The sequence below is a fragment of the Streptomyces sp. 11x1 genome, from assembly GCF_032598905.1.
Lineage (GTDB): Bacteria > Actinomycetota > Actinomycetes > Streptomycetales > Streptomycetaceae > Streptomyces.
On sequence record NZ_CP122458.1, the window covers coordinates 394,582 to 419,199 of the forward strand.

A 24,618-nucleotide genomic window follows, 5' to 3' on the forward strand; every position below is an offset into this window, starting at 1 on the left:
CCCCCATGGAAGAGGAGTTCTTCGATGACCCAGGCACCCGCGCCCCGCTGCAAGACCGACAGCGACGAGGTGTTCGTGGAGTTCACCAAGTCCATCTGCCCGCTGTGCAAGACCCCCGTCGACGCGCAGGTCAACATCCGCAACGACAAGGTCTATCTGCGCAAACGCTGCGGTGAGCACGGCGAGTTCGAGGCACTGGTCTACGGGGACGCCGAGGAGTACCTGTCCTCGGCACGCTTCAACAAGCCCGGCACGATTCCGCTCGTCTTCCAGACCGAGGTGAAGGACGGCTGCCCCAGTGACTGCGGGCTGTGCCCGGAGCACAAGCAGCACGCCTGCCTGGGCATCATCGAGGTCAACACCGGCTGCAACCTGGACTGCCCGATCTGCTTCGCCGACTCCGGCCACCAGAGCGACGGCTACTCCATCACCCACGAGCAGTGCGAGCGGATGCTCGACGCCTTCGTGGCCTCCGAGGGCGAGGCGGAGGTGGTGATGTTCTCCGGCGGCGAGCCCACCATCCACAAGCACATCCTCGACTTCATCGACCTCGCCCAGACCCGCCCGATCAAGAACGTCAACCTCAACACCAACGGCATCCGCCTGGCCACCGACAAGAACTTCGTCGCCGAACTCGGCAAGCGCAACCGGGTGCCGGGCCGGTCGGTGAACATCTACTTGCAGTTCGACGGCTTCGACGAGCGCACGCACCTGGAGATCCGGGGCCGGGACCTGCGCACGTTCAAGCAGCGGGCCCTGGACAACTGCGCCGAGGCAGGGCTGACCGTCACCCTCGTCGCGGCCGTCGAGCGCGGGCTGAACGAGCACGAGCTCGGGGCGATCATCGAGTACGGCATCGACCACCCCGCGGTCCGCTCGGTGGCGTTCCAGCCGGTCACCCACTCGGGCCGGCACGTGGAGTTCGACCCGCTGAACCGGCTCACCAACCCCGACGTCATCCGCCTCATCAACGCCCAACGCCCGGAATGGTTCACCAAGGGCGACTTCTTCCCCGTCCCGTGCTGCTTCCCCACCTGCCGCTCCATCACCTACCTCCTCGTCGACGGCGAACCGGGCAACCGCACCGTCGTTCCCATCCCCCGGCTGCTCAACGTCGAGGACTACCTGGACTACGTCACCAACCGGGTCATGCCCGACGCCGGGATCCGCGAAGCCCTGGAGAAACTGTGGTCGGCCTCCGCATTCATGGGCACCGCCACGACCGAGGAAAAGCTGCGGGCCACCGCCGAGGCACTGGACTGCGCGGACGCCTGCGGCATCGACCTCCCGGAAGCGGTAAAGAACTTGACTGACAAGGCGTTCATGATCGTCGTTCAGGACTTCCAGGACCCCTACACCCTCAACGTCAAGCAGCTGATGAAGTGCTGCGTCGAGGAGATCACCCCCGACGGCCGCCTCATCCCCTTCTGCGCCTACAACTCCGTCGGCTACCGCGAACAGGTCCGCGCGCAGATGTCCGGTGTCCCCGTCGCCCCGGTCGCGCCCAACGCGCTGCCGCTCGCCGGCCGTCTGACGGCGACCCCGTACGGCTCGAAGACCGCCAGCAGCTCGGACGAGGAAGGAAAGCTCTCGTCATGAACCAGCCCAGCGGCGAGGAGCTGAAGGCGTGCTGCGCCGCCGCGTACTCCTCCGACATCGTCGCCCTGCTCCTCGGCGAGTCCTACCACCCTGGCGGCACCGCCCTGACCCGCCGCCTCGCCGACGGCCTCGGCCTGACCCCGGGTGCGCTGGTCCTCGACGTCGCCTCGGGGCGCGGCACCACCGCCCTGCTGCTGGCCGACGCGTACGGCATTGAGGTCGACGGGGTGGACTACGCACCGGCGAACACCGCCCTGGCCCAGGGTGCCGCCCAGGCCGCCGGCCTCGCAGATCGGGTGCGGTTCACCACCGGAGACGCCGAACACCTGCCGTATCCGGAGGGTGTCTTCGACGCCGTGGTGTGCGAGTGCGCCCTGTGCACCTTCCCGGACAAGGCGCGCGCGGCGGCCGAGTTCGCCCGTGTCCTTCGCCCGGGCGGGCGCCTCGGCATCACCGACGTCACCATCGATCCCACCCGGCTGCCGGCCGAGCTCAGCGGCCTCGGCGCCCGGATCGCCTGCATCGCCGACGCCCGGCCGCTCCAGGACTACACCGAGATCCTGGCCGGCGCGGGCCTGCGCACACTCCGCACCGAGCGCCACAATCAGGCGATGCTGCGGATGATCGACCAGATTGAGGCGAGGCTGAACCTGCTGCCCATGACCGCCCCCGCCCGCCTCACCGCAGCAGGCGTCGACCTCGACGCCGCCCCCGCCGTCCTGGAAGCCGCCCGGGCCGCGGTCACCGACGGCGTCCTCGGCTACGCGCTGCTCATCGCCGAACGCACCCCGGACTAGGGGGCCGGGAGCGGAGACACCTGCCGCCGACAGGGCTATTTGGGCGGCAGGCTCGCCGCGAAGGCGTGCCCCTGGTCGACCCAGTCGGCCAGGGCCTCGTCCTCGGACACAGCGGAGGAAGCCACGACGACCCAGCCGCGCATCGGGCGCCCGGTGAAGTCGAAGGGCCGCGTCCCGGGCCGTGCCAGGGCCGCCTCGGTGGCGTCCGGGCCGACCCGGACCATGAGCTCGTCCCCGATCACGCCCACGGCCATGTTGCCCTCGTGCAGAAACGCCAGTCCGCCGAACATCCGCTTCTGTGTGATGCCCGGATCCGCGCCCAGCCGGGCCCGGATGCGTTGCGCCAGTCCTTCGTCGAACGCCATGACAGTCCTCACCCTCCCCTGCGGCTGCTCACCTGCCGCTCAAGGTCGCGAAGATCCTTGATCAGCGATGAGCGCACCCTGCGCCCCATCATCGGTCCCGCCAGCCGGTAGAGGCCGGAGGCGTCACCGCGCACTCGGATCCGGGCACGCGTGCCGCCGTCCGGGAGGTGCTCGAAGGTGTAGGTGACGTGCATCGGCATCGGTCCGGCGACCGAGACCATGTCCAGCAGTCGCGGCGGCTCGTAGGCGGCGACCCGCAGGACGTAGTCAATCCGCTTGCCCAGGAAGTACGCGGTCCGCGTCACCTCGGCCCCGACCCCGAAGCCGCCCGTATCGGCTTCGCGGGTCAGCTGCGCTGTCCGGATGCCCTGGGTCCACTCGGCGTCGTGGCGCCAGTCCATCGCGTACGCCGCCACCTGCTCGCACGGCAGCGGGATCTCCCGCTCCACGGTCACGTCGATACCCATCCGCTGCCCTCTTCCCCGGCGTCAGTTCCATGGAGCCACCCGGGGCGGTCAGCGGCAACCGGACGCCGCGCGGGACTACCGGCGCGTAGGTAAGGGCGGTCACATACCTGCCCCCACCAACCGATCTAGCGTCAGCGACGGAAGCAGGAGAACCACCGATGAATGGGACGATCACCATGACCACGGCATCACACATCTCCTCCAAGACCGCTGCGATCCCGGTGCACGCCGTCTGGGGCGCTGCGGCCGGCCTCGTCGGCGGCGTCGGCATGGGCATCTGGATGTCGGTCTCCCGGCCCGTCATGGACACCGCGATGATCACGATGGTGGCCGGGCTGCTGGGCTCGACCAACGCCTTCGCCGGCTGGCTGATCCACCTGTCCATCGCGCTGTTCGCCGGTGCCACCTTCGGCATCGTGCTCGGCCACCTCGCGCAGCGCCTGGCACCCGCCATCGTCCTCGGCCTGGCCTATGGCGTGGTGTGGTGGGCCATCGGCGCGCTGTGGATCATGCCCGCCAACATGGGCATGCCGGTCTTCGAGTGGAACGACATCACCTCCTCCAGCCTCGGCGCCCACCTCGTGTTCGGCCTGCTCGCCGGCGCCACGTTCGCGTGCATCGCCCAGGCGATGGGCAAGCGCACCGGCCCGGCCCGATGAGCAGCGAGATTCCCGCGTCAAGCCCCGGCCCCGCCGCCCCGCCGCCGGGCACGGCGCTGCGCCGCATAGGCCCCGTGGACGGCGCGGTGGCCTACTGTCTGGCCAGCGCCGAGGCGCTGGCCAGCCCGGTATGGGGTGCCGCACCACCACCGTGGGCCCCTGGACGACGCGAGGAGACACACACCATGACCGACGCCGCAGCCCGAGGCGAGGAAGCGGAGCGGACCTGGTGCCTGGCCGAGGTCGACATCTTCTGCGACCTGTCCGAGCAGGAGATGGAGGCCATCGCCGCCGCGGCACCGATGAAGACCTACCACGCGGGCGAGATCCTCTACTCGCCCACCCAGCCCTCCGAAGTGCTGTTCATCCTCAAGAAGGGCCGGGTCCGCGTCTTCCGAGTCTCCGCCGACGGCCGCGCGCTGACCACCGCGATCATCTCCCCGGGCACCATCTTCGGCGAAATGGTCCTGCTCGGACAGCACATGTACGACAACTACGCCGAAGCCCTCGACGACACCGTCGTGTGCGTGATGAGCCGCACGGACGTCCATCGGCTGCTGCTGGCCGACGCGCGGATCGCCGCCCGGATCACCGCGATCCTCGGCCGCCGCCTGGCCGACCTCGAACAGCGCCTGTCCGACAGCGTGTTCAAGACCGTCGCCCAGCGCATCGCCACCACACTGACCACCCTGACCAGCGCCCAGCCCCCGGCAGGCCCCCTGCGCCCGGTCGGACGCCACCCGCAGATCGCCCTCACCCACGAACAGCTCGCCGCCCTCGCCGGCACCTCCCGCGAAACCTGCACCAAGGTCCTGCGCGACTACGCCGACCACGGCCTGCTCCGCCTGGCCCGCGGACGCATCAGCGTCCTCGACCCCGAACGGCTCAAGGACGCCGCCGGCTGACGTCACCCATCCGTAAGGCCCCGGCCCCCTGCCCGCTCAAGCCGCCACGAACTACCCTCGCCACCGGTCCCGACCCCTCAGGAGTCCTCCTTGCGCGCCCGCACCCTCCTCCCGGCCGCCCTTCTCACTGTGACCGCATGCGGCTCGGGCGGTGGCTCCGCGCCGGCCGGCGACGAGGGGACCTCCCCCTCGAAGCCTTCTTCCCCCGCCCAGTCACCCACCGACTCCCACGACAGCGGCAGCGGGTCACAGGGCGCGAAGGCCCCCGAGGCTCTGAACTTCTCTGCGACCACTGTGGACGGCAAGCCGTTCGACGCGAAGACCCTCGCGGGCAAGCCCACCGTGCTGTGGTTCTGGGCACCCTGGTGCCCCACCTGCAAGGGCCAGGCCGCCGAGACGGCCAAGGTCGCCGCCAACCAGCACGGCAAGGCGAACGTCGTCGGCGTCGCGGGCCTGGACAAGAACGCCGCCATGCGCGCCTTCGTCTCCGACACCGGCACCGACTCCTTCCCCCACCTCTCCGACGAAAAGGGCGAAGTGTGGAAGCGGTTCAAGATCACCCAGCAGAGCTACTACGTGATCCTCGACCAGACCGGAAAGACCGTCTACGAGGGCGTGCTCCCCGGCGGCAAGGGCCTGGCGGAGAAGGTCGCCGCCCTCACCGGCTGACCCCGCCATGGCCGACCTGCCCCTCGCCCTCGCCCTCGGCGCCGGGATGCTCGCCGCCGTCAACCCGTGCGGCTTCGCCCTGCTCCCCGCCTACCTCTCCCTGCTCGTCCTCGGCGACGACAGCCCCAGCCGTACCGTCGCCGTCGGCCGGGCGCTCGCCGCCACCGCCGCGATGACCGCGGGCTTCGCCACCTTCTTCGGCGTCTTCGGACTCCTCATCCAGCCCGTCGCCGGCCAGATCCAGCAGCACCTGCCCTGGTTCACCATCGTCCTCGGCCTGCTCATCGCCACGGCCGGAGCATGGCTCCTCGCAGGCCGCCAACTGTCCACCTTCGCCCCGAAACTCCGCCGTGCCCCCACCGTCACGCGATCCGTGCCCTCGATGGCACTGTTCGGTACGGCGTATGCCACCGCCTCCCTCGGCTGCACCATCGCCCCGTTCCTCGCCATCGTCGTCTCCGCCTTTCGCAGCGGCTCCACCACGGAAGGCATCCTCCTCTTCGCTGCCTACGCCGCCGGGATGGGCCTGATCGTCGGCGTAGCCTCCCTGACCGTCGCCCTCACCCGCACCACCGCCGTCACCCGGCTGCGCCGCCTCGGCGCGATCGCCCCCCCGGCTCGGCGGCGGTCTGCTCCTCCTGGTCGGCGCCTACGTCGCCTACTACGGCTGGTACGAGATCCGCGCCCTGCACAACCCCACCACCAACGACCCCGTCATCGACACGGCGGCCACCGTCCAGCGAGCCGTTGCCGACACCCTGGACACCGCCGGTCCGGCCGTGATCGCCGTACTCTTCGCCCTCCTGCTCCTCGCCACATTGGTCATCCGGCGCCGCAAGCGCACGAGCCGGCACACCGGCTTCCAACCGTGATCAAAGGCCCGCGACATGAGGGGTATCGCCTCTCCCTTGCCGCAGAGGCCAGGTCGGCACCCCTGATGCCGGACGCGGGAAACCCGGGTCGCCTCTGACCGGTCCGGCTCCTCCCGTCTCGGCTCCGAATGCCGGACTGTCATGCGGGTGGCAGGCGCGTTGACCGACTCCGGCGGTACGCACGCCACCGGCGGCGCAGCCAGTCGCCAGCCTCTCCCACCGCGACCAGCAGCACCGCCGATGCCGCGCACCGCGCAAGGTCCGTGGGCTGATCTGCCGCCCGGCTCCCCAGCCACAGCAGCACCGTGAGCCCACCCCACCACAGGACGACGGAGGCAATCGCGCGCCGTCGGCGCGTTGCCCCGCTCACGCGGTGGCCCTCAAGGCCCGGTGCGCCGCGACGGCCGCAACCAACGATCCGGTGACGGCCAGGACTCCGGCGACGGCGGTCGCGGCCATGATGAGCCCGGGTGAGGCGTCGGCCAGCCGCGGCACCGCGTTGAGCGGCGCGGCCATGTAGAGGGCCAGCAGGGCCCACCCGCGCGGGCGCATCGGGGCGAGCCGGGAGTGCAGGCGTTGCGGCACGCGCCCGGTGATCAGGGCCAGCGCGGCCGGGAGCAGGGTGAGGGAGCAGACGGCAAGGCCGGTCCAGTGCCAGATCACGGGCGTCGTGGTCTTCCTGCGCGGGTGCGGCGGGTGGCGGCGGTCATGACGAGTCCGGTGGTCAGGGCGGCAAGCCCGGTGACCAGGACGGGCAGGCCAGGGCCGGGCAGGACGTACATGGCCGCGCCGGTCAGGACGTACATGGCCGCGCCGGTCAGGGACAGCACCGCTCCTGCGGTCGCCAGGATGGTCCTGATGCGGTGTTCGGACACGCTGTTTCTTCCCTTCGGGTCGGGTGGGCTCGAGCGGTGGTCAACGGCGGCGGGTGCCGTTAGGGTTCCGAGACTGCCATCGGCCTCCCGCCGTGGGGCAGGAGGCCGGTGACTGCTGGACTCGGTGGCGGTCAGTGGCTGGCGGCGAGTTCGCCGCTGAGCTTGCCGTGCAGGTGGGCACTGGGGTCGTTCAGGCCGGTGATCTCCACGGTCTTGCCGCGCTGGGCGTACTTGGTCTCGATGGCGTCGAGGGCGGCGACGGAGGAGGCGTCCCAGATGTGTGCGGCAGACAGGTCGATGACGACCTTGTCCGGATCGCCCGTGTAGTCGAATTGGCCGACGAGGTCGTTGGAGGAGGCGAAGAACAGCTCGCCGGTGACCCGGTACACGACCGTGCTGCCGTCTGGGTCGACCGCGGCGGTGACCTCGGCGAGGTGGGCGACGCGCCTGGCGAAGACGACCATGGCCGTGATCGAGCCGACGACGACGCCGACGGCAAGGTTGTGCGTGGCCACGACACACGCGACGGTGATCACCATGACGGCGATCTCGCCGGCCGGCATCCGCTTGAGGGTCTTGGGGGCGATGGAGTGCCAGTCGAAGGTCGCGAACGACACCATGATCATGACGGCGACCAGGGCGGCCATGGGGATGTCGGAGACGACCGGCCCGAAGGCGATGCACAGCACCATCAGGAACGCGCCCGCGAGGAAGGTCGACAGGCGGGTGCGGGCGCCGGACACCTTCACGTTGATCATCGTCTGGCCGATCATGGCACAGCCGCCCATGCCGCCGAAGAAGCCGGTGACGATGTTGGCGATGCCCTGGCCGATGGACTCGCGGGTCTTGTCGGAGTGGGTGTCGGTGATGTCATCGACCAGCTTGGCGGTCATCAGCGACTCCATCAGGCCGACCAGAGCCATCGCGAAGGCGTACGGGGCGATCGTCGTCAGCGTGTCGAGCGTGAACGGCACGTCGGGCAGACCCGGCACGGGTAGGGAGGACGGCAGGGCGCCCTTGTCGCCCACCGTCGGTACCGCGATGGCCGCACCGACGGTGATTACGGTCAGGATGACGATGGACACGAGCGGGGCGGGGATCACCGTGGTGATCTTCGGGAAGAACACCATCAGCGCCAGCCCGCCGATGATCAGCGGATAGACGGCCCACGGGACGCCTGTCATCTCGGGGAACTGGGCCATGAAGATCAGGATGGCGAGGGCGTTGACGAAGCCGACCATCACGCTGCGGGGGATGAACCGCATCAGCTTCGCCACCCCGAGTGCGCCCAGGATGACCTGGAAGACGCCAGCGAGGATGACGGCGGCGATCAGGTAGCCCAGGCCGTGCTCGCGGTTGAGCGGGGCGATGACCAGAGCGATAGCGCCGGTGGCGGCGGAGATCATCGCTCGGCGTCCGCCGACGACGGAGATGACCACGGCCATGGTGAAGGAGGCGAACAGGCCGACTGCGGGGTCGACGCCGGCGATGATCGAGAAGGAGATCGCCTCGGGGATCAGCGCCAGGGCGACGACCAGGCCCGCGAGGACCTCGGTGCGCCAGACCTTCGGGTTGTTCAGCCAGTCGGGCCTCAGGCCGCGCAGGCGCGCGGCCGGGGACACAGCGGTAGCGGAAGACAAGAGTTCAGGAACCTGTCGTGCTCGGGCACACCCCCATGGCAGGCCGGGGATGTGCGGGAGGACGCGGAGGGGCCGGGCCGGCACCCCGCGGACGGCCCCGTCAGCGCGGAGCCGGAAGACCAGAGGGAACGGAGCAGGCAGGCGCGAGGGCGCCGGGCTCACATTCGGGGGCGAAGCGTCACGGCGGGCAAGCAGCGGCGCCGGGCGTCATGGGCTCGCGCACGCTTCTCTCCTGCAAGAATCGGATCTTCGCTGGGGGCGGCATCGACCCCGGAACGGCAGCAGCGGGGGCAGCCGGGCCGCCCTCACCTCCATCAACTCTACCCTAACGTTAGGGTAGATATTGGCGGTCCCGCTCAGGAGGCACTGCCGTGAGGGAAAGGCCAGGAGCAGGGACGTGGACGGCAAGCACATGCAGATCGGCGAGGTCGCCGCGCGCACCGAGCTGTCCCTGCGCACCATCCGGCACTACGAGGAGACCGGTCTCGTAGTCCCCTCCGCCCGCTCCCAAGGCGGGTTCCGGCTCTACACCGACAACGACGTGGCCCGGCTCATGGTCATCCGGCGGATGAAGCCGCTCGGCTTCACGCTGGACCAGATGCGCGACCTGCTGGACGCCGCCGACCGCCTTGACGCCGGTGACGAACTCGGACCGGATGAGCGCGAGGTGCTCCTTCAGCGCGTGCGCGAGTACGAGCAGAGCGCGGCGGAGCAGGTGGAGAAGCTGCGTGTCCAGCTCGCCCGCGCCGAGGACTTCGCCGCCACACTGCGGGCACGGCTGCCCGAGCACGAGCCGGTGCGCCCCTGACCGCTCCCGGCTCCGGCATGCTCTGCCTCCCGCAGCGCACGTGGCGCGGGCCTGTTCGACGCCCCCGACGCCGCTGAGGCCGACGGCGGCGGCTGCGCACCCGAGCCACAGGTCGTCCAGCTCGGCGCCCCAGCCGCGATCGGGGCGGCGGCTGCCGAGCAGGCCCACACGTCAACGGCCAGGCCGCGCTTGCGGCCCGGCACTTTTCTGCCGCATCACGCCCCGTCGACACCGCGGGCACCCCGGCCGCCGCGTGCACGCTCTGGGTGTCGAGCACCACCAGGCTCGGGTCCGCCTTCCGACGCGCCATTTCCCGCACCTGCCAGCGCAGCAGGTCGTGAATGGTCTGATCGATGCCGTCGTCACGCCAGGTGTAGAAGTAGTACTTCACCGCACCGGGTGGCGGAAAGTCGTGCGGGAGCAGCTCCCACTGGCACCCGGTCCGGCCCTGGTAGAGCAGCGCGTTGACGATCTCCCGCATCGCGTACCGGCCCTGATGGCTGCTGACCGAGGGATGCGCGGCCTTTCACGCGGCGATCATCGGCTGTCGGGTAGCGGGGACGCATTGCTGCGTCCCCGCCCCCTCAGAACCGGGCATGCCCGTTTTCCAGGCACCACGGCTCAAGCAAGCCCCAAGGGCTTCACGGTGATGTAGAGACTGCGAGTCTCCTGCGTGTTCTGGTTCGGAGACCACGATGGCAAGAGGCGTGTACCAGGCGAGTCTGCGGTCCGTCCGGCGTGCCACTCCGCCCGTGGTGAGTGAGGTAGCTGGCGGCTACCGCTCTGCGGACGGTGTTCAGCCACCAGCGTTCCCATTCGTGCGGGGACTGCGGTGACTGGTTGGCGGTGAGGATGTAGTCCCCGCAGAGTGGACAGCGTCCTTCCTGCTTGGCGAGCAGGTTCAGGTTGTAGTTGTCCAGCGGGGGTTTGACCTTCCTCCGTCTTTCGGCCCAGTAGTCCTGCAGGCCGGGGTCGTCGGGTGACGCCCCGCCCGTGACCAGCTGGTGCCGGACGATATTTGTCCAGGAGAATTTGACCACGTGAAAGGTGCCGCCGCTTTCGCTGGTACAGCTGCGATCGCCGAGCACCCAGTAGTCGTTCCTGAACTTATTGAACTTGCCGTAGTAGCGGCGCACAATCCACTTCTTCGGCTTGTTGGGGTGGGAGTGCTTGGCCCACTTGTATGTGAGCCGCCACACATGAGAGTCCAGATCCGAGAAGACCCGGCTGGACACCGCCCCACGGTAGTAGGCCGCCCAGCCCCGAATGATCGGGTTGAGTTTGGCGATGACCGCCACCACATTCGATCCGCGAAGGTTTCGCATCTCGTCCGTGAGTCTTTTCCGTATCCGCTTGATCGCCTTCTTGCTTGGTTTGATGATCAGCTTGGACCCGTGAAACTGGCGGAGAGTGAATCCCAGGAAGTCGAAACCTTCGGAGAGATGCACAATGCGCGTCTTCTCCTCGTTGAAGGTCAGCCCTCTGGGAGCCAGCCACGCTGCAAGCTGCGCCTTGACCTGCTCTGCTTGCTGCCGAGAGTGACAGCAGGCGACCATATCGTCGGCGTATCGCACCAGCACCGGAGCTCCTCGCGTCGTTTCTCCGGAAGTGCGTCCGGATGCGAGATAGCGGACTCCGGCAGCTTCCTCCAGGCCATGGAGTGCAACGTTCATCAACAGCGGGCTGATTACACCGCCTTGAGGTGATCCCTCTTCGGTCGGCGTGTGCAGGCCGTCCTCGACCACTCCTGCTTTCAGCCATCCCCGGATCATTTCCCTGGCCGGGAAGAACCCGATCGCTTCGAGCAGTTGTTCGTGGTCGATTCTATCGAACGCGGCGGACAAGTCGGCATCCAGAATCCACAGCCTCCTGGCTCGGGAGCCTTTCAGCGTGGAGTAGAGAGAGCCGATGGCGTCCGCACAGCTGCGGCCCGGCCGGAATCCATAGGATTTCGGCTCGAAGCGCGCTTCCCACTCGGGTTCCAGTGCGTTACGGACGCGCGCCTGATGGCATCGGTCCATAATCACGGGATACCGAGCGGCCGTTGTTTTCCATTGGCCTTTGGAATGTACACGCGTCGGACCGGCAGTGGATTCCAGGACGAGCGCGTATGGTGCACGCGCACAGCCACGTCCATCCTGGCCTCGGGTGACAGGGCGGTCTCCCCGTCGATCCCGGCCGTCCGACGTCCAGCGTTGCGCTGAGTCACCTGCCGCACGCTGATCAGCGTGTTCGACCAGGATCTCAGCATCAGTTTCTGCAGGGACCGGACCAGAGCCCAGTCCTCTTCCCGCGTCGCCTTGAAGATCCTCTGCCTCAGCCTCACTACGTTGTCCTCGTGGTGACGCCACGCGACGTCGTCCCATTCGGCAACGTCCTCGGGTCCGTTCACCGCGGTGTCCAACTTGCCCCTCGGTTCGGGAGGCCCCGGGCCTCGGTCGTCAAAGGCTCACCAGCCCACGTCAGCTCCCCTTTCGGGACCCGGCCGCCAGGACCGGCATCCGGCCGGTTCCCCGAGACAGCCGCCTGGAGAGGCAACCACATGTCCCGAGTCCCGCTGCCTTTCGGCCGCCGGCATCTGCTTCTTGGGCTTCCTGTCCCGCCGAGGAGTTCCGCCCCTCTTACGATCGGCCTACCGAGCCCAAAGGCCCGGACCCCGACGGGGTTTCCACGTTCCGCGCACACGAGACACGGCCGGGGTGGGCGCCCCCTACACCCCGGGGCCAGCGGTGTTCCCACGACCGGTTGATCGTCCCCGGCCGCCGCTTGCCGCCTCTTCCAGCGGCCAGGCCCTTGCACCCTGGTCCTCGTCCCGTCACCCAAGGCTTGGGCTGACGAGGCATCATCGGGGGTTCACTTGCGTTCGCCCGTCCGGCCTTCCCCTCGCCCGGTTGCTCCCCCGGACGGAGCGGGGGCCCTTGGGCTTCTTCCCTGGGCTTCGCACCCTCACAAGCGGGACCTGTGAACGCACGCCAGGGCGGGGACTGATCTCGAACACTGATCAGGAACTACGCATCCGGTCTATAACCGGCCTCCGATCTGCGAGTTCACTCGAAATGCGCGACTTCGTGTCGCACCGACCAGCGCCCACTGCTCGTCACTCACGTCGGTCTTGTAGGGCTTGCGCTCGCTAACGGTGCCCAGCCCAACATGCCCATGGCCGCCGACCGGCCAGGATGCTGCACCGCCACACGTTCAGGTGACGACAAAACTCCTGTGCACTCTCATTCCGCCCTCTCAGGGTGCTGCGGGCGCTCAGGACACGGCGGGCGTTCGGGACGCCGCAGGCGCTCCGGCCTCAGCAGGCGTGCCCATCGCGACGGACGGCCCTGCGGCCATGGCGGCCCCCGCCCCCGACTTCGCCGAGCGGATCACCGCCGGGGTGCACGCCCAGCTGCTCGCCGACCACGGCACCGCGTACGAGATAGCCTCCGCGTGCGTACGGGACTGCCGCGCCCAGGACGTGTTCGGCTGGCTCCACACCGCGCTGCACCTGCTCGCCGAGGCCCAACTGGCCCTGGGACGCTACGCCGAGGCGCAGGCCACCGCCGAGGAAGGCCTTGCGATCGCCGAGGAGTACGGCCGCGACCACCGGGGCGCATACCTGCGGGCGACCCTGGCGACGCTGGCCGCCCTGCGCGGCGACCAGGACCGGTGCGCCGATCTCGCCGGGGCTGCCCTGGAGCACGCCGAAGCCCACGGCATCGCACTGGCCGCCGCCCACGCTCACCGGGCCCTCGGTCTGCTCGACCTCGGGCTCGGCGCTGCCGAGAGCGCGCTTGCCCACCTGGAGGCAGCGCGCGTCCGGGTGGGCCATCCTGCGCTGTCGGCCTGGCTGTTGCCCGATCTCGTCGAGGCAGCGGTACGCGCCGGGCACCCGGACCAGGCCGCCGAGTCGATCGCTCGCCTCACCGAATGGGTGAGGGCCTCGAACCACCCGGCGGCGCTCGCACTGCTCCACCGCTGCCGTGCTCTGACCGGCTCCTTCGAGCAACCCGGCGATGCCGAGCGGCACTTCGAGGAAGCCCTGCACCAGTACGACGAGTGCTGCCACGATGTCGGCCGAAACGACGAGGGCCGTCCCTTCGAGCGGGCCCGTACCGAGCTGCTGTACGGCGAGTGGCTGCGCCGCGAGCATCGCCGCCCGACGCCACCTCCGTGCCCCCTCGAAACCTTCGAGACCCTGGACGCCCGGCCCTGGGCCACTCGCGCCCGCACCGAACTCCAGGCCACCGGCGAGCAGATCGGCCCGGAAGACCGGGCGGACACTCCGCTGGCCCTGCTCAGCCCCCAAGGGCGCGAGGTCGTCAGGCTGGCCGCCACCGGCGCCACCAACCGCGGGATCGCCACCCAGCTCTTCCTGCACCCGCGCACAGTCGGCCACCACCTCTACCGGGCCTTCCCCCAAACTCGGCGTCACCTCCCGTACCGAACTCCCCCAGCGGTTGAGCCAAGACGCCGAAGCCGACCCCGGCCTTTGACCTGGCTCGGTCACCGGATCCACGGAATCGTCCAACGGCCGCAAGGAGACCTTCGACGGCTTCTGGCTGCGCGCCTTCGTCCTGGACCACATGGACGTCCAGGAGGACACCGGGCTCGTCAACGCCTCGACCTTCCAGGAAAGCGAGGCTTCAACACGGTGGTTAAGAGCCATACTTGAGCGTGCGGGGACCATCCCGTGGTGGCCTGATGCGGGAGAGGCAGTAATCCGGTGCGCAGCGAAAGCCAGGGAGTGAGTAAGGCCGAGGTCCGGCTGAAGTGGGATCCGAGTCCCTGGAATCAGCCGCCTCATCATCTCGACATCATCGCCGCGACCTACGCGGCGGACGCCCCCTACGGGCGGCCCGTGTACGTCGTCCACTTCGACAGCCGCTCGCCGGACGGCACCATCAACATGAGCCGACACAGCCAAACCGGTCAGGGTTTCGGCTATGTCGAGGCGATGACTCTGGAATTGGACCGCATGGCGTCCTCCTTCGCACGCGTGGTCGTGGGCGTGGCGATCCACCAGAACAGCGGCCCCAAGACCTTCGGTGACATAACGAACGCCGGGGTACTGGTGGTCCACGGGTACGAGGAGCTGCTGAAGGACGACTTCGCACAGGTCGCCGGGGCCAGCGCCACCACCGTCGCGGAGTTCACCCGGGCCACCTCCTCGGCTTGGGAGTTCCACGAGATGGTCCGAGGATTCGACTGCGACCCCGTGGTCTTCGCTGCTGAAATGGGCAATGCTCCGTAGCACCCCTGTCACGCCCTCCCGCTTCAGGCGAACTCACCGCGCCCCTTGGCCGGCGATGCACAACAGGCAGGGGAAGAGGACAATCGGAGCATGAGGCGTCGACTCTCCGACGTGAGCCGTCCCGCCCGGCTGGCCTCGTCAGGTGAGGGCCTCGGGCAGGACGAGTTGGCGCTGGCCGCCCGCAACCACGGCCTGCCGCTGGAGGCCATGCGCCACGACGTCACCCCGCCCGGCCTGCACTACGTGCTGACGCACTTCGACATCCCCCATGTGCCTGATGACGCTTCCTGGCGGCTGACGGTGAGCGGACGCGTACGGCACGTACTCGACCTCTCCCTCGCGCAGCTGCGCGCCTACCCCGCGGTTACTACGCGCGTGACGTTGGAGTGCGCCGGAAACGGCCGGGCGTTGCTGGCGCCACGGCCGGTGAGCCAGCCGTGGCTGGTCGAGGCCGTCGGCACGGCGGACTGGACGGGAGTGCCCTTGCGTCTGCTGCTCGACGAGGCCGGAGTCGAGTCGGGCGCGATCGATGTCGTGTTCACCGCAGCGGACCACGGCGTGGAGCGGGGTGTCGAGCAGGACTACCAACGCGGCCTCCCTCTCGACGTGGCCACCGGGGACGCCCCGGAGGTCCTCGTGGCCTACTCGATGAACGGAGCCCCTCTGCCGCCCCAGCACGGCAGCCCGCTGCGTCTCGTGGTGCCCGGCTGGTACGGGATGGCACAGGTGAAGTGGCTGCGTGACATCACGGTCGTCGACACACCTTTCATGGGCTTCCAGCAATCCGTGGCCTACCGGATCCGACAGGTACCCGAGGAGGCGGGTGAGCCGGTCACCCGCATCGCTCCCAGGGCCCTGCTGATCCCGCCGGGCTTTCCCGACTTCATGTCCCGGACGCGGGTGGTGGCGCCGGGTCCGGTTCTGCTGGAGGGACGGGCCTGGTCGGGACGCGCCCCGGTGACCTCGGTGGAGGTGAGCACCGACGGCGGCCTGACATGGCAGAGGGCCCGGCTCGAACCGGATCACGGGCACCGGTGGGCCTGGCGCCGATGGTCCTCCATGTGGTCCGCCTTCCCGGGCGAGCATGTCCTGAGCACCCGTGCCCACGACGCGGCGGGCAACAGCCAGCCACTGGAGCAGCCCTGGAACCGAGGAGGGTTCGCCAACAACCTCGTCCAACGGGTGCCGGTCTTCTGCCCCGATCCCGCCGACACGCTATGACCGCACGGCCCCGGCCACGCCGCCACCGCGCTGCGAGGACCCCGGCCCCCTCAGCGGTGCTCGGGGTTGTCCGCCCCCGGTCGGCAGCCGGCGTCCCACTCCGTGCGCTGGTTGCCGTGGGGCGGAACCCCGCCTGCCCGTTTGAGCATGGCGGCCAGGTGCATCAGGTTCCAGGTCATGAAGTTGGTGTTGCGGTTGGTGAAGTCGTTCTCCGGGCCGCCCGAGCCGGGGTCCAGGTAGGAGGGGCCAGGACCCGCGGCACCGATCCAGCCGGCGTCCGCCTGCGGCGGGATGGTGTAGCCGAGGTGCTGCAGGCTGTAGAGGACGTTCATGGCGCAGTGCTTGACGCCGTCCTCGTTGCCGGTGATCAGACACCCTCCGACCCGTCCGTAATAGGCGTACTGCCCTTGGGGATTGAGCAAACTGGAGCAGCTGTACAGGCGCTCGATGACCTGCTTGGTGACGGAGCTGTTGTCGCCCAGCCAGATGGGCCCGGCGATGACCAGGATGTCCGCGGCCATCACCCGCTCGTACAGCGCGGGCCAGGCGTCCGTGGCGAAGCCGTGCTCGGTCATGTCGGGATAGACGCCGGTCGCGATGTCATGGTCGATCGCGCGGACGAGTTCCGTGGTCACTCCCTGGCCGTCCATGAGTGCCCGGCTCTTGTCGATGAGCCCCTGTGTGTGGCTGAGTTGGGGCGAGGGCTTGAGCGTGCAATTGATGAAGAGCGCACGCAGGTCGTCGAAACGGTAACCGTCCTCAGCGGACGGGACCGACGGTGCTGCCATGGGGGCCTCCGGGGAGAAGAGCGGACAGGGGCGGGGCTGGGGGCTGAGGTGCCAGCGGCAGCGTCTCGCGGAAATCACGCGCTGTCCCGTCACGACGCGCAGAAACACGGCGGGTTCCTCACCGGCACACGATGGGTTCCGGGGGTGCCCGGCCGCTCGTCGTGCGCCGCTCGTCGCTCGCGGCTCGTCGTGCGCCGACCTCCCGCCTCCCGGATCCTGGAGGCACCGGCCGGGCCCAACATCCCGGCCGGTCGGCCGACCGGCCAATGAGAAGACCAAGGACAAGGCGCGAAGACCATGACGATCGATGTGTCCGCGGAGCGCGTGATCCAGCTCCCTCCCGCACGGGTGGCGGAGTACGCCATGGACTGGCGCCACGACCACGAGTGGACCCAGGGGATCCGCATCGCGCAGCTGACTCGCGAGGCGGACGAGGGCGGCTTCGGCGTGGGCGCCGAGGTCACCCGGACTGCGTACTTCCTGGGTCGTCGCATCGATTACGTCATGCGCGTGGCGGGGTACGAGCCGCCCCGCCTGCTGGACATGGTCTCCGTGGCCGGTCCGATGCCCATGCATGTCACGTACACCTTCGAGCCGGACCCGCGTGGCACCCTCGCCCGCATCCGCGTTCGAGGCGGCGAGGGCGGCTTCTACCGGCTGGCCGCGCCGCTCTTGGCCCGCCAGGTCCGCTCGTCCATCGGCAAGGACCTTCGCGGCCTTGAGCACCGGCTCGGCAGACGGGAGGGGGAAGTGCTGTGACGTGCGACGAGGGACTGGCGGAACGGATCAGACGACGACTGGGCCCTGACCACGACGTCGTCGAGGGGTGGTTGTACGGCGGGATCGCCTTCCCGCATCGCGGCAACATGCCCGTGGGCGTGAGCCACGACGATCGCATGATGCGGGTCGGCCCCGACAGAACCGACGCTCCCCAGGACCGGCCCGCCCCGGCGCCCGCGTCTTCGGCATGACGCGCCGCCTGGTGCGCCGGTGATCCCTCTCGACGGAGCGGCTTTTACGGAGGACGAGGTCCTCGTCGAGTGGATGGTGCCCGGCCGCGGCTGCGGCCTGACAGGGGCTGCCGCGGCCGGGGCGGCGATAGCCCTACGGGGCAATAGCGGGCGTCTGTGACTTTTGAGCCAAAAGCCATGAGCGGGTGCGCAACTTCTTGACCCCGACAAATCACCTCATAGACATGACCAAGGCCGGGCCTCGCCGGAGTCGACGTGCCAAGGGGGACAAGTCGCCACCGCGATCGCGGCGACCGGCGTCCTGCTCACCGGACCGGCGGCGGCCACCTCCGAGTCGTCGATGGGCGGCGCCGTCGCCGCCCTCGGACAGCAGAAGATCAACCTGAAGCAGGACGGGTGGGGCTCCGCCGAGAGCTGCGTGGTCTACTCCAAGACATCGGTGCGCCGCTTCAAGACCCACGAGGAAGCCGACCGGGTGCTGGGCTACTCCCGCGCCACCGACCCCCTGATGAAGGGCAAGAACGCGGCGCAGATCCAGGCCACACCGGCCTGCGCGAGCGGCTGGCTGCGCCTGTACGAGCACGCCAACGGGGGCGGACGCCGGCCGATCTTCAGCGACTACTACTGGCACAACCTCAACGAGTACGGCCTCAACGACCAGACGTCCTCGTGGCGCAACAACCAGGGTTCCAGCCAGTGGGGTTGGCTGGCCCGTGACGAGGGGAGCAATGGTGGGCGGATCTCCATCAGCCCCAACACCCACAGCTCCAACCTCGGCGCCTACAACGACTGGGCGAGTTCGGTAGCCGCCTGACGGCCGAGGACCGAGTTACGCACGTGCGGGGCGGCACCTTCCGAAGGTGCCGCCCCTTCACACGCCGCGTCGGCCGAGATGGGGGTCCGGCCTTCAGCGGGGCAACGGTCACCTTGTCGATATCGGGCGCGTAAGCGTGGAGTTCGCGTGGAGTTGCCGAAGGTGAGGGCGCGCATACCGGCCGTGATCGGAGGCGTCGCACCGGATTTCCCGGCTGCTCCTCGGCCCCTACGCCCTGAATGATGGTAACGGGGAGGGCAACCGCGAGGGCTGTCCCTGCGGGCGGTTCCACAGGGCTATCGTCACCAGGGAGCCGGAGACGGAGCCGGAGACGGAGGCAGCAGGCAGCGGGCAGCGGGCAGCGGGCAGCGGGCCGACGGAAGGATCGACCGCGGCCGCCCCGCTCTCGCGGCGAATCAGCACACGGCGCGGCCCCACCGTCGCGCGGAACCGACCTCTCCTGCCAGGGCATCCAGGACGCTGTCGGAGACACGCCGAGATTGCCGCGCTCCAGCCGGATGTAGTACTCGACGCTCATACCGGCCGGCTGGGCCACCTCCCCGCGACCAGCCCGGGCACCCGGCGCTGCCCGAAGGACGACAGCCCCGCCTGCTCGGGCGTGATCCGGTCGCGGCAGGTCTCAAGGAATGCGCTGACCTCGGCCTGCTTGTCCATACGATCCAGCCTGGGAACGGCAAGGATGGGGACGGGGTTCTCTGCCATTACCCCCTTCGCCGTGGGGCCTGCTCGTGGAGCCCGACGGGCTGGGAGAGGTCGCGCCGAGCCGCCACAGCCCATCGATATCACCGGCTCCGTCGACCTGGACCAGATCGAGCCCCGTCAACTTCGACCGCTCCGCCGACCTGATCGGCTGCGGCGTAAAGAGTTTTCTCGTCAATCCACAGCGCGGCCGATGAGTTTGTGGCTCCCGGCCGGTCCAAGCTCGTGACAGCCCAGGAAAGGAAACCGCCATGTCGGAGCTTCTCGTCGACTTCATCACCTCCCTCGACGGCTACGCGTCGGGAGAGGGGTGGCCCGGGTTCTGGGGCCTAGAGGGGCCGGAGTACCTCGCCTGGCTCGGCGAGCAGCCCGAGGCCACCTACCTGATGGGGGCGAACACCTACCGCCTGATGTCGGGCTTCGCCGCAGGCGAGGTCCCGGAGGGCCAAGACGAGTTCAGGCCCGAAGAGGAGGCGTCCGTCGACGAACTCACGCAAGCGTCCAAGGTGGTCTTCTCCTCCTCCCTCGAGGAGCCACTGACATGGGCCAACTCCACACTCGTCCGCGACGACGCCGTCGAGGCGGTGCGCGCCATGAAGTCGGGCGGCACGGGGCTCCTCAGCACGATCGGCAGCCTCAGCCTGTGCCGGTCCCTGCTGCGAGCCGGACTCGTCGACCGCTTCCGGGTCGTGATGTTCCCGGTGATCACCGGGGCCACGGGCGCAGAGCGCATCTACGACGGCTACCCGGACGTCGCGCTCGAGATGATCGAGCACCGCACCTTCGACGGCCGCATCCAACTGGTCGAGTACCGGCCCCGCGTGCTCGAGCACCCGCCGCTCGGCGCCCCTGCGTGACGTCGCCTCGTCCGCCGGTCTGGACGACCGCCAGGCCGGCGGCGGGCACGGAGCAGGGCCTGACAAAGGTGAACGGCCAACACCAGGATGCCGGGGCCAGGTCGTGGCGGGACTGACGGAGACAAGGTTCCCGTGAGTGTGAGCATCGCTGCGGAGTGCTTGGGCAGCGTCTCGTGGTCCCTGACATCCCGAATGCGTGCATCCACCACTCCAGCGACCTCCCCGCCATCCCCAGAACTCGGCACATCCACGAACCCGTTCACCGCTTTCGTCCTGCTCCCGATCTTGATCGTCAGACGGAGTAGGAGTTTCGCCCGGTCGACAAGCAGCCCAAATCCGCGACGTCCCTGACGTCACAACCCCACCCGGCCGACAGACAGCCCTGGTCACACCCCAACGGCCGTCGAATCGGCTGGTGGCAGCCCTGCCGGTCGGCCCTTACGGCCGGCTGATCCATGATCGCCAGGCTGTCACTGCGCTGGTGCCTGCTGCTCATCACTCCACCGAGTGGCACTTCGCGCTTCTCCCAGGGAAATCGGAAGCGAGGCGCATAGCCTGCGCTGGTGCCGAAGCGGGCCGAGTACGGCCGAGTACGGCCGAGTACGCGCCATCTCGGTCACGGCGCCCACGCTTTCCGGGCATGGGCTCTGGCGCTTTGCTCATGGCCGGATCACGGTCCCAACCACGGGTGGGGAACCACCCTCGGGGGGACACCGCACGCGCGAACACTGTTGCGGGGCGCAGCCTCGGCCATGAGCAGCGCAGGTGGCGAGGAGACAGGCCTCCAGCGTCACCGGAGTCTCAGGACACCAGGGGCTCGTTCTTCGAAGATCTCGATCAACCAGTCGAAGACGGTTGACCCCTGCTCCTCACGCGCCGCGGCCAGCTCGGCACTGACCGCTGGGCGGTTCGTGGGGTGGCAGCGCGAAAGGCGGATCTCCAACTGCCGAGCAGTCTCTGGGTAGCTCAAGTGCACCCGAGACGCCTGGTGGTCCCGCCACTCGACCACGTAGTCATCGTCGTCGGGCGTTCCGAATCCGCCGCTGAGGCAGTCGGCGAAAGCGTCGAGATTCCTGCCGAAGTAGCCATCGGGGCCGTTGATCGTCTCGCCGATGACTCGCCAGAAGTCTTCCAGCGTCCTGATCCGGGTGCCGTCCAGCACGTATGTCGCGGTCACAGCCCGCAGCATACGTGCGGCTCCGTGGGAAGCAACGGCTTCATCCGGCCCGCCATTGCGCTGATTCCGAGCTCCGGTGATCACTGGGACGTGTGCCGCGCAGTCGTTTGAAGGCCACGCTCAGGGCGAACGCGTTGGCGTAACCCACCTTCCTCGCGATCGTGCCCACCGTGTCGTCGGTCTCCCGGAGCATGTCTGCGGCCAAGGTGATCCGCCAGTCCGCGAGGTAGGACATCGGTGGTTCGCCGACCAGGGTGGTGAACCGCCTGGCGAGCGCCGCCCGCGATACCCCTACCTCGGCCGCCAGATGCGCCACCGTCCACGGGTGGGCGGGTGCGTCGTGGAGCAGCCGCAACGCGGTACCCACGACCGGATCGTCCAGTGCACGGCACCAGGCCGGGGCGTTCGCGTCCGGGTTGTCGAACCAACTGCGCAGCGCGGAGACCAGCATCAGGTCCAGCAGTCTGTCCAGCACCAGTTGCTGTCCCGGTCGGTCTCTGGCGACCTCCTCGGCCAGCGATTCCCCCGACGGGAAGGGGCTGCCCTCGGCCGGCACGACCAGCACGGCGGGCAGGGCCTGCAGCAGCCGTTCGCTGAGCGCTCCCCGGCGCTCGAATGCCCCGCTGACCAGAACGGCAGCCCCCTCGGACGCCGTTCCGCAGGTCCGGGCGGGCCTGGGGGCGTGCTCGACGCCCTCAGCCCTGGGACAGTAGTCGGCGCTGGTCACCACCAGCGAGGGTGCGGTCCCGGGGGCGTCGGCCACCGCGTAGGGCGCGTCGCCGCGGATGACGGCGATGTCGCCGACATCGATCGGCACCGGCTCGTGCTGGTCGGGCACGATCCACGCCCGGCCGCGCACCATCGTGGCGAGCGTCAGCGGGGCGCCGCCGGCCATCCGAAGGGCCCAGGGTGGTCGCATGATCGTCTGCCGGAAGACGGCGCCGCGCGCGCGTACCTCTGCCAAGAGCTCCGACACGGCATCCATGCCGTCAGCGTAGACGCCTAGACATCAAGCAGATGCTTTCAACCATGGATCGTCTCAGCTGCAGCCGGTTGGCTGAGGTCATGTCTGAACATCCGATTCTTGTCACTGGGGCAACGGGGAAGTCCGGCCGCCGCGTTGTCACGCAACTCCGGGCCAAGGGGCTGCCGGTTCGCGCGGCGTCCCGGAACGGCGAGCACGTCCTCGACTGGACCGACAGCGCCACCTGGGATGCCGCTCTGGAGGGTGTGCGGTCCATGTACATCGTGCAGTTGGACGGCACGATGCTCGTTCGCCCGTTCATCGAGCGGGCGGTGCGGCATGGGGTACGGCGGATCGTGCTGGCCTCGGGGCGCGGGATCGGCATCCCGGACTACGCGAAGGACAGCAGCGGGATCCTCGCGGGCCTCGTCGACAGCGAGGCCGCTGTGCGGGAAAGCGCTCTGGAGTGGACGATCAGCAGGCCGGGCTGGTTCGCGCAGAACTTCAGTGAGGGTTTCTTCGCCGACGACATCCTCGCCGGTGAGCTGCGGCTGCCCGCCGGCGACGGGGCTGCCAGCTTCGTCGATGCCGAGGACATCGCCGCAGTGGTGGTCGCCGCGCTGACCGAGGACCGGCACGTGGGCCAGACCTACGAGTTGTCCGGACCCCGAGGGGTGACGCTGGCCGAGGCGGTCGCCACGATCTCCGAGGTCACCGGCCGTGAAATCCGCTACGTGCCGCTCTCCGCCGAGGGCTACGTCGCGGAACTTGTTCAGCAGGGGTTGCCGTCGGCGGACGCCGAAGCTTTCGCGGACGTCATCGAGCCACTCAGGGAGGGTAGGGATGATTACGTCAGCGACGGCGTGCAACGTGCCCTTGGCCGCCCGCCGCGGACCTTCGCCGAATTCGCCAAGTTCACTGCTGACGCGTGTGATTGGTCGACCTGACTGCCGCTGATGCGCGGCCCATGGCGACGAACCGGCAAATCGGCCGGCAGGATCCCGGTCCTTGCCGGTGCTTGGGCAGCAGACGGACAGGCCTGCTCTGTTGATCTCCCCACCTCGCATCTCGGCGAGGGCTGACTCAGGTCGTGCACACGCCAGGCGCCGCATGCCACCGCCACCGGGCCCGTCGGGCTGCGGTGGCGGTGGCGGTGGTGTATGGGGTGTCGGTCAGCGGGTGGCCTGGCGGCGTCGATGATGACGTCGGCGACCGCGTCGGGCTGGGAGATGGAGACCAGGTACTGATCTGTCCCGCTCGACGACCGCTGCGAGAGGCACCGCCGCCGCATGCTGGACGGCGAGGGATTCTCGGACCGCAACGACAACCTGTACAGCTGAACGGCCCTGTTGGGCGACCGCCGCGGCGGCCCCGACGTGTCGCCTCACGCCGCACCGGCCCGGGCCAAGGATCTCAGCGGCCTGCCCCGCGCCTACCTCGACACCGGCTCGGTCGAGACGTTCCGCGACGAGATCCTGGCCTACGCCGGCCGCCCGTCCGAGGCGGGCGTGAGCGTCGACCTGCACATGTGGGGCGGCGGCTTCCATGGTTTCGACGGCCCCCGCCCTACGCGGCGGTCTCACGAACCTCCGAGCCGCGACGACTTCATCCGGCGGGCCCTCTAGGACTGAGCGGCCCCGACCCGGCGCGGACCGGACCCATTCCGACCGTTCCGAGGAGCGATGGAGGCCCGCGAGATGCTGGAACTCCTTCAGTTCAGGATCGCGATGGCTTCTATCTCCACCAGGTGGTCGGGGATGTCCAACGCCGCAACGCCCAGCAGCGTGGCCGGCGGGGCCGGGGTCACGCCGCCCAGCTTCGCGGATGCACGACCGATCCCCTCCAGGAGCTGGGGCATCTTGTCGGGGGTCCAGTCGACGACGTGGACGTTCAGTTTCGCCACATCGTCGAAGGAACCACCGACCTCGGCCAAGGCGGTGGCGATGTTGAGATAACACTGCTCCACCTGGGCGGCAAGATCGCCCTCGCCCACCGTGGCCCCTTCGGCGTCCCAGGCGACCTGCCCGGCGATGAAGACCAGTTTCGTCCCCGTCGCGACCGCCACCTGCCGGTAGACGTCGATCTTGGGCAATCCGTCGGGGTTCACCAGAGTGATGGCCATGCTGTCTGCCTCCTCGTCAAGAGAGCCCGTGGGCTCGCTGCCACCGGACCGAGGGCGCCTCGGTCTCTTGTGGTTACTCAGGCACCGTA

The 24,618-nt window shown here is 69.1% G+C and carries 27 protein-coding genes and 1 pseudogene; 15 read left to right on the forward strand and 13 right to left on the reverse strand.

The annotated features are described in order from the left end of the window. Positions 1-24 precede the first annotated feature (24 nt). Both P8T65_RS01970 and P8T65_RS01975 read left to right on the forward strand, forming a co-directional pair. Positions 25-1,599: a radical SAM protein gene (locus P8T65_RS01970; RefSeq protein ID WP_316723672.1), complete on the forward strand. Its 1,575-nt coding sequence runs from the start codon at positions 25-27 to the stop codon at positions 1,597-1,599. After that, complete coding sequence (locus P8T65_RS01975; protein WP_316723673.1) at positions 1,596-2,396, forward strand: methyltransferase domain-containing protein; 801 nt, start codon at positions 1,596-1,598, stop codon at positions 2,394-2,396. Before P8T65_RS01970 ends, P8T65_RS01975 begins: the two co-directional genes overlap by 4 nt. 35 nt (positions 2,397-2,431) lie before the next feature. On the opposite strand, the gene P8T65_RS01980 is transcribed toward P8T65_RS01975, so the two are convergent. Together P8T65_RS01980 and P8T65_RS01985 are read right to left on the reverse strand one after the other, a co-directional pair. Continuing rightward, on the reverse strand, positions 2,432-2,761 hold the full coding sequence (locus tag P8T65_RS01980) for a TfoX/Sxy family protein (protein ID WP_316723674.1): 330 nt from the start codon (positions 2,759-2,761) through the stop codon (positions 2,432-2,434). Between the two features lie 8 nt (positions 2,762-2,769). Beyond that, positions 2,770-3,228 carry an SRPBCC family protein gene (locus P8T65_RS01985; protein WP_316723675.1) on the reverse strand — a complete coding sequence of 153 codons (459 nt, stop codon included), beginning with the start codon at positions 3,226-3,228 and terminating at the stop codon, positions 2,770-2,772. A gap of 176 nt (positions 3,229-3,404) precedes the next feature. On the opposite strand from P8T65_RS01985, the gene P8T65_RS01990 reads away from it, so the two are divergent. The 4 genes from P8T65_RS01990 (at position 3,405) to P8T65_RS02005 (ending at position 6,431) form a co-directional block, all read left to right on the forward strand. Next, the gene (locus tag P8T65_RS01990; protein ID WP_316723676.1) at positions 3,405-3,887 is read left to right on the forward strand and encodes a hypothetical protein; all 483 of its coding nucleotides are present in this window, start codon (positions 3,405-3,407) and stop codon (positions 3,885-3,887) included. Between the two features lie 185 nt (positions 3,888-4,072). Next, entirely contained in the window at positions 4,073-4,792 is a 720-nt protein-coding gene (locus tag P8T65_RS01995) for a Crp/Fnr family transcriptional regulator (protein ID WP_316723677.1), read from the forward strand. 90 nt (positions 4,793-4,882) lie between these two features. Continuing rightward, the gene (locus P8T65_RS02000) at positions 4,883-5,461 is read left to right on the forward strand and encodes a redoxin domain-containing protein (RefSeq protein ID WP_316723678.1); all 579 of its coding nucleotides are present in this window, start codon (positions 4,883-4,885) and stop codon (positions 5,459-5,461) included. A gap of 7 nt (positions 5,462-5,468) precedes the next feature. Beyond that, a complete protein-coding gene (locus P8T65_RS02005; RefSeq protein ID WP_316723679.1) occupies positions 5,469-6,431 on the forward strand; it encodes a cytochrome c biogenesis CcdA family protein in 963 nt (320 codons plus the stop codon). A 268-nt stretch (positions 6,432-6,699) separates the two neighbouring features. On the opposite strand, the gene P8T65_RS02010 is transcribed toward P8T65_RS02005, so the two are convergent. The 3 genes from P8T65_RS02010 to P8T65_RS02020 form a co-directional block, all read right to left on the reverse strand. Next, complete coding sequence (locus tag P8T65_RS02010) at positions 6,700-6,996, reverse strand: hypothetical protein (protein WP_316723680.1); 297 nt, start codon at positions 6,994-6,996, stop codon at positions 6,700-6,702. Beyond that, complete coding sequence (locus P8T65_RS02015; RefSeq protein ID WP_316723681.1) at positions 6,993-7,208, reverse strand: hypothetical protein; 216 nt, start codon at positions 7,206-7,208, stop codon at positions 6,993-6,995. The genes P8T65_RS02010 and P8T65_RS02015 overlap by 4 nt, the downstream gene beginning before the upstream one ends. Positions 7,209-7,339: 131 nt before the next feature. Next, the gene (locus tag P8T65_RS02020) at positions 7,340-8,830 is read right to left on the reverse strand and encodes a SulP family inorganic anion transporter (RefSeq protein WP_316723682.1); all 1,491 of its coding nucleotides are present in this window, start codon (positions 8,828-8,830) and stop codon (positions 7,340-7,342) included. Positions 8,831-9,245: 415 nt separating this feature from the next. Here P8T65_RS02020 and P8T65_RS02025 point away from each other — a divergent pair, with 415 nt between their 5' ends. After that, positions 9,246-9,656 carry a MerR family transcriptional regulator gene (locus P8T65_RS02025; protein WP_316723683.1) on the forward strand — a complete coding sequence of 137 codons (411 nt, stop codon included), beginning with the start codon at positions 9,246-9,248 and terminating at the stop codon, positions 9,654-9,656. 397 nt (positions 9,657-10,053) lie between these two features. On the opposite strand, the pseudogene P8T65_RS47130 reads toward P8T65_RS02025, so the two are convergent. The 3 genes and pseudogenes from P8T65_RS47130 to P8T65_RS47135 all read right to left on the reverse strand — a co-directional run. After that, positions 10,054-10,137, reverse strand: a pseudogene (locus tag P8T65_RS47130) (transposase); the annotation flags it as partial. A gap of 160 nt (positions 10,138-10,297) precedes the next feature. After that, on the reverse strand, positions 10,298-11,677 hold the full coding sequence (locus P8T65_RS02035; protein ID WP_399098160.1) for a reverse transcriptase domain-containing protein: 1,380 nt from the start codon (positions 11,675-11,677) through the stop codon (positions 10,298-10,300). 2 nt (positions 11,678-11,679) lie between these two features. Then, positions 11,680-12,060, reverse strand: a complete 381-nt coding sequence (locus tag P8T65_RS47135) for a reverse transcriptase N-terminal domain-containing protein (RefSeq protein WP_399098162.1) — start codon at positions 12,058-12,060, stop codon at positions 11,680-11,682. 903 nt (positions 12,061-12,963) lie between these two features. Between P8T65_RS47135 and P8T65_RS02040 the strand changes: the two genes are divergently transcribed. The 3 genes from P8T65_RS02040 (at position 12,964) to P8T65_RS02050 (ending at position 16,116) form a co-directional block, all read left to right on the forward strand. Beyond that, positions 12,964-14,316 (forward strand): LuxR C-terminal-related transcriptional regulator, encoded by a 1,353-nt coding sequence (locus P8T65_RS02040; RefSeq protein ID WP_316723684.1) that lies wholly within the window; start codon positions 12,964-12,966, stop codon positions 14,314-14,316. A 51-nt stretch (positions 14,317-14,367) separates the two neighbouring features. Further along, positions 14,368-14,895 (forward strand): TerD family protein, encoded by a 528-nt coding sequence (locus P8T65_RS02045; protein ID WP_316723685.1) that lies wholly within the window; start codon positions 14,368-14,370, stop codon positions 14,893-14,895. Positions 14,896-14,985: 90 nt separating this feature from the next. Beyond that, entirely contained in the window at positions 14,986-16,116 is a 1,131-nt protein-coding gene (locus P8T65_RS02050; protein ID WP_316723686.1) for a sulfite oxidase, read from the forward strand. Between the two features lie 50 nt (positions 16,117-16,166). Here P8T65_RS02050 and P8T65_RS02055 read toward each other — a convergent pair whose 3' ends face one another. Further along, a complete protein-coding gene (locus tag P8T65_RS02055) occupies positions 16,167-16,904 on the reverse strand; it encodes a flavodoxin family protein (RefSeq protein WP_316723687.1) in 738 nt (245 codons plus the stop codon). 297 nt (positions 16,905-17,201) lie between these two features. On the opposite strand from P8T65_RS02055, the gene P8T65_RS02060 reads away from it, so the two are divergent. Further along, positions 17,202-17,663, forward strand: a complete 462-nt coding sequence (locus tag P8T65_RS02060; RefSeq protein WP_316723688.1) for an SRPBCC family protein — start codon at positions 17,202-17,204, stop codon at positions 17,661-17,663. Between the two features lie 552 nt (positions 17,664-18,215). After that, entirely contained in the window at positions 18,216-18,689 is a 474-nt protein-coding gene (locus tag P8T65_RS02065; protein ID WP_316723689.1) for a hypothetical protein, read from the forward strand. A 534-nt stretch (positions 18,690-19,223) separates the two neighbouring features. On the opposite strand, the gene P8T65_RS02070 is transcribed toward P8T65_RS02065, so the two are convergent. Next, on the reverse strand, positions 19,224-19,364 hold the full coding sequence (locus P8T65_RS02070; RefSeq protein ID WP_316723690.1) for a hypothetical protein: 141 nt from the start codon (positions 19,362-19,364) through the stop codon (positions 19,224-19,226). 296 nt (positions 19,365-19,660) lie between these two features. Between P8T65_RS02070 and P8T65_RS02075 the strand changes: the two genes are divergently transcribed. Continuing rightward, on the forward strand, positions 19,661-20,266 hold the full coding sequence (locus P8T65_RS02075; protein ID WP_316723691.1) for a dihydrofolate reductase family protein: 606 nt from the start codon (positions 19,661-19,663) through the stop codon (positions 20,264-20,266). 790 nt (positions 20,267-21,056) lie between these two features. Here P8T65_RS02075 and P8T65_RS02080 read toward each other — a convergent pair. Beyond that, positions 21,057-21,443 carry a barstar family protein gene (locus P8T65_RS02080; RefSeq protein WP_316723692.1) on the reverse strand — a complete coding sequence of 129 codons (387 nt, stop codon included), beginning with the start codon at positions 21,441-21,443 and terminating at the stop codon, positions 21,057-21,059. Between the two features lie 40 nt (positions 21,444-21,483). After that, positions 21,484-22,428: an AraC family transcriptional regulator gene (locus P8T65_RS02085; RefSeq protein WP_316723693.1), complete on the reverse strand. Its 945-nt coding sequence runs from the start codon at positions 22,426-22,428 to the stop codon at positions 21,484-21,486. 44 nt (positions 22,429-22,472) lie between these two features. On the opposite strand from P8T65_RS02085, the gene P8T65_RS02090 reads away from it, so the two are divergent. Both P8T65_RS02090 and P8T65_RS02095 read left to right on the forward strand, forming a co-directional pair. After that, positions 22,473-23,354: an NAD(P)H-binding protein gene (locus P8T65_RS02090; RefSeq protein WP_316723694.1), complete on the forward strand. Its 882-nt coding sequence runs from the start codon at positions 22,473-22,475 to the stop codon at positions 23,352-23,354. Positions 23,355-23,783: 429 nt separating this feature from the next. Continuing rightward, positions 23,784-24,032: an alpha/beta hydrolase fold domain-containing protein gene (locus P8T65_RS02095; RefSeq protein WP_316723695.1), complete on the forward strand. Its 249-nt coding sequence runs from the start codon at positions 23,784-23,786 to the stop codon at positions 24,030-24,032. An 86-nt stretch (positions 24,033-24,118) separates the two neighbouring features. Here P8T65_RS02095 and P8T65_RS02100 read toward each other — a convergent pair whose 3' ends face one another. Next, positions 24,119-24,529 (reverse strand): RidA family protein, encoded by a 411-nt coding sequence (locus tag P8T65_RS02100; protein ID WP_316723696.1) that lies wholly within the window; start codon positions 24,527-24,529, stop codon positions 24,119-24,121. Positions 24,530-24,618 lie beyond the last annotated feature (89 nt).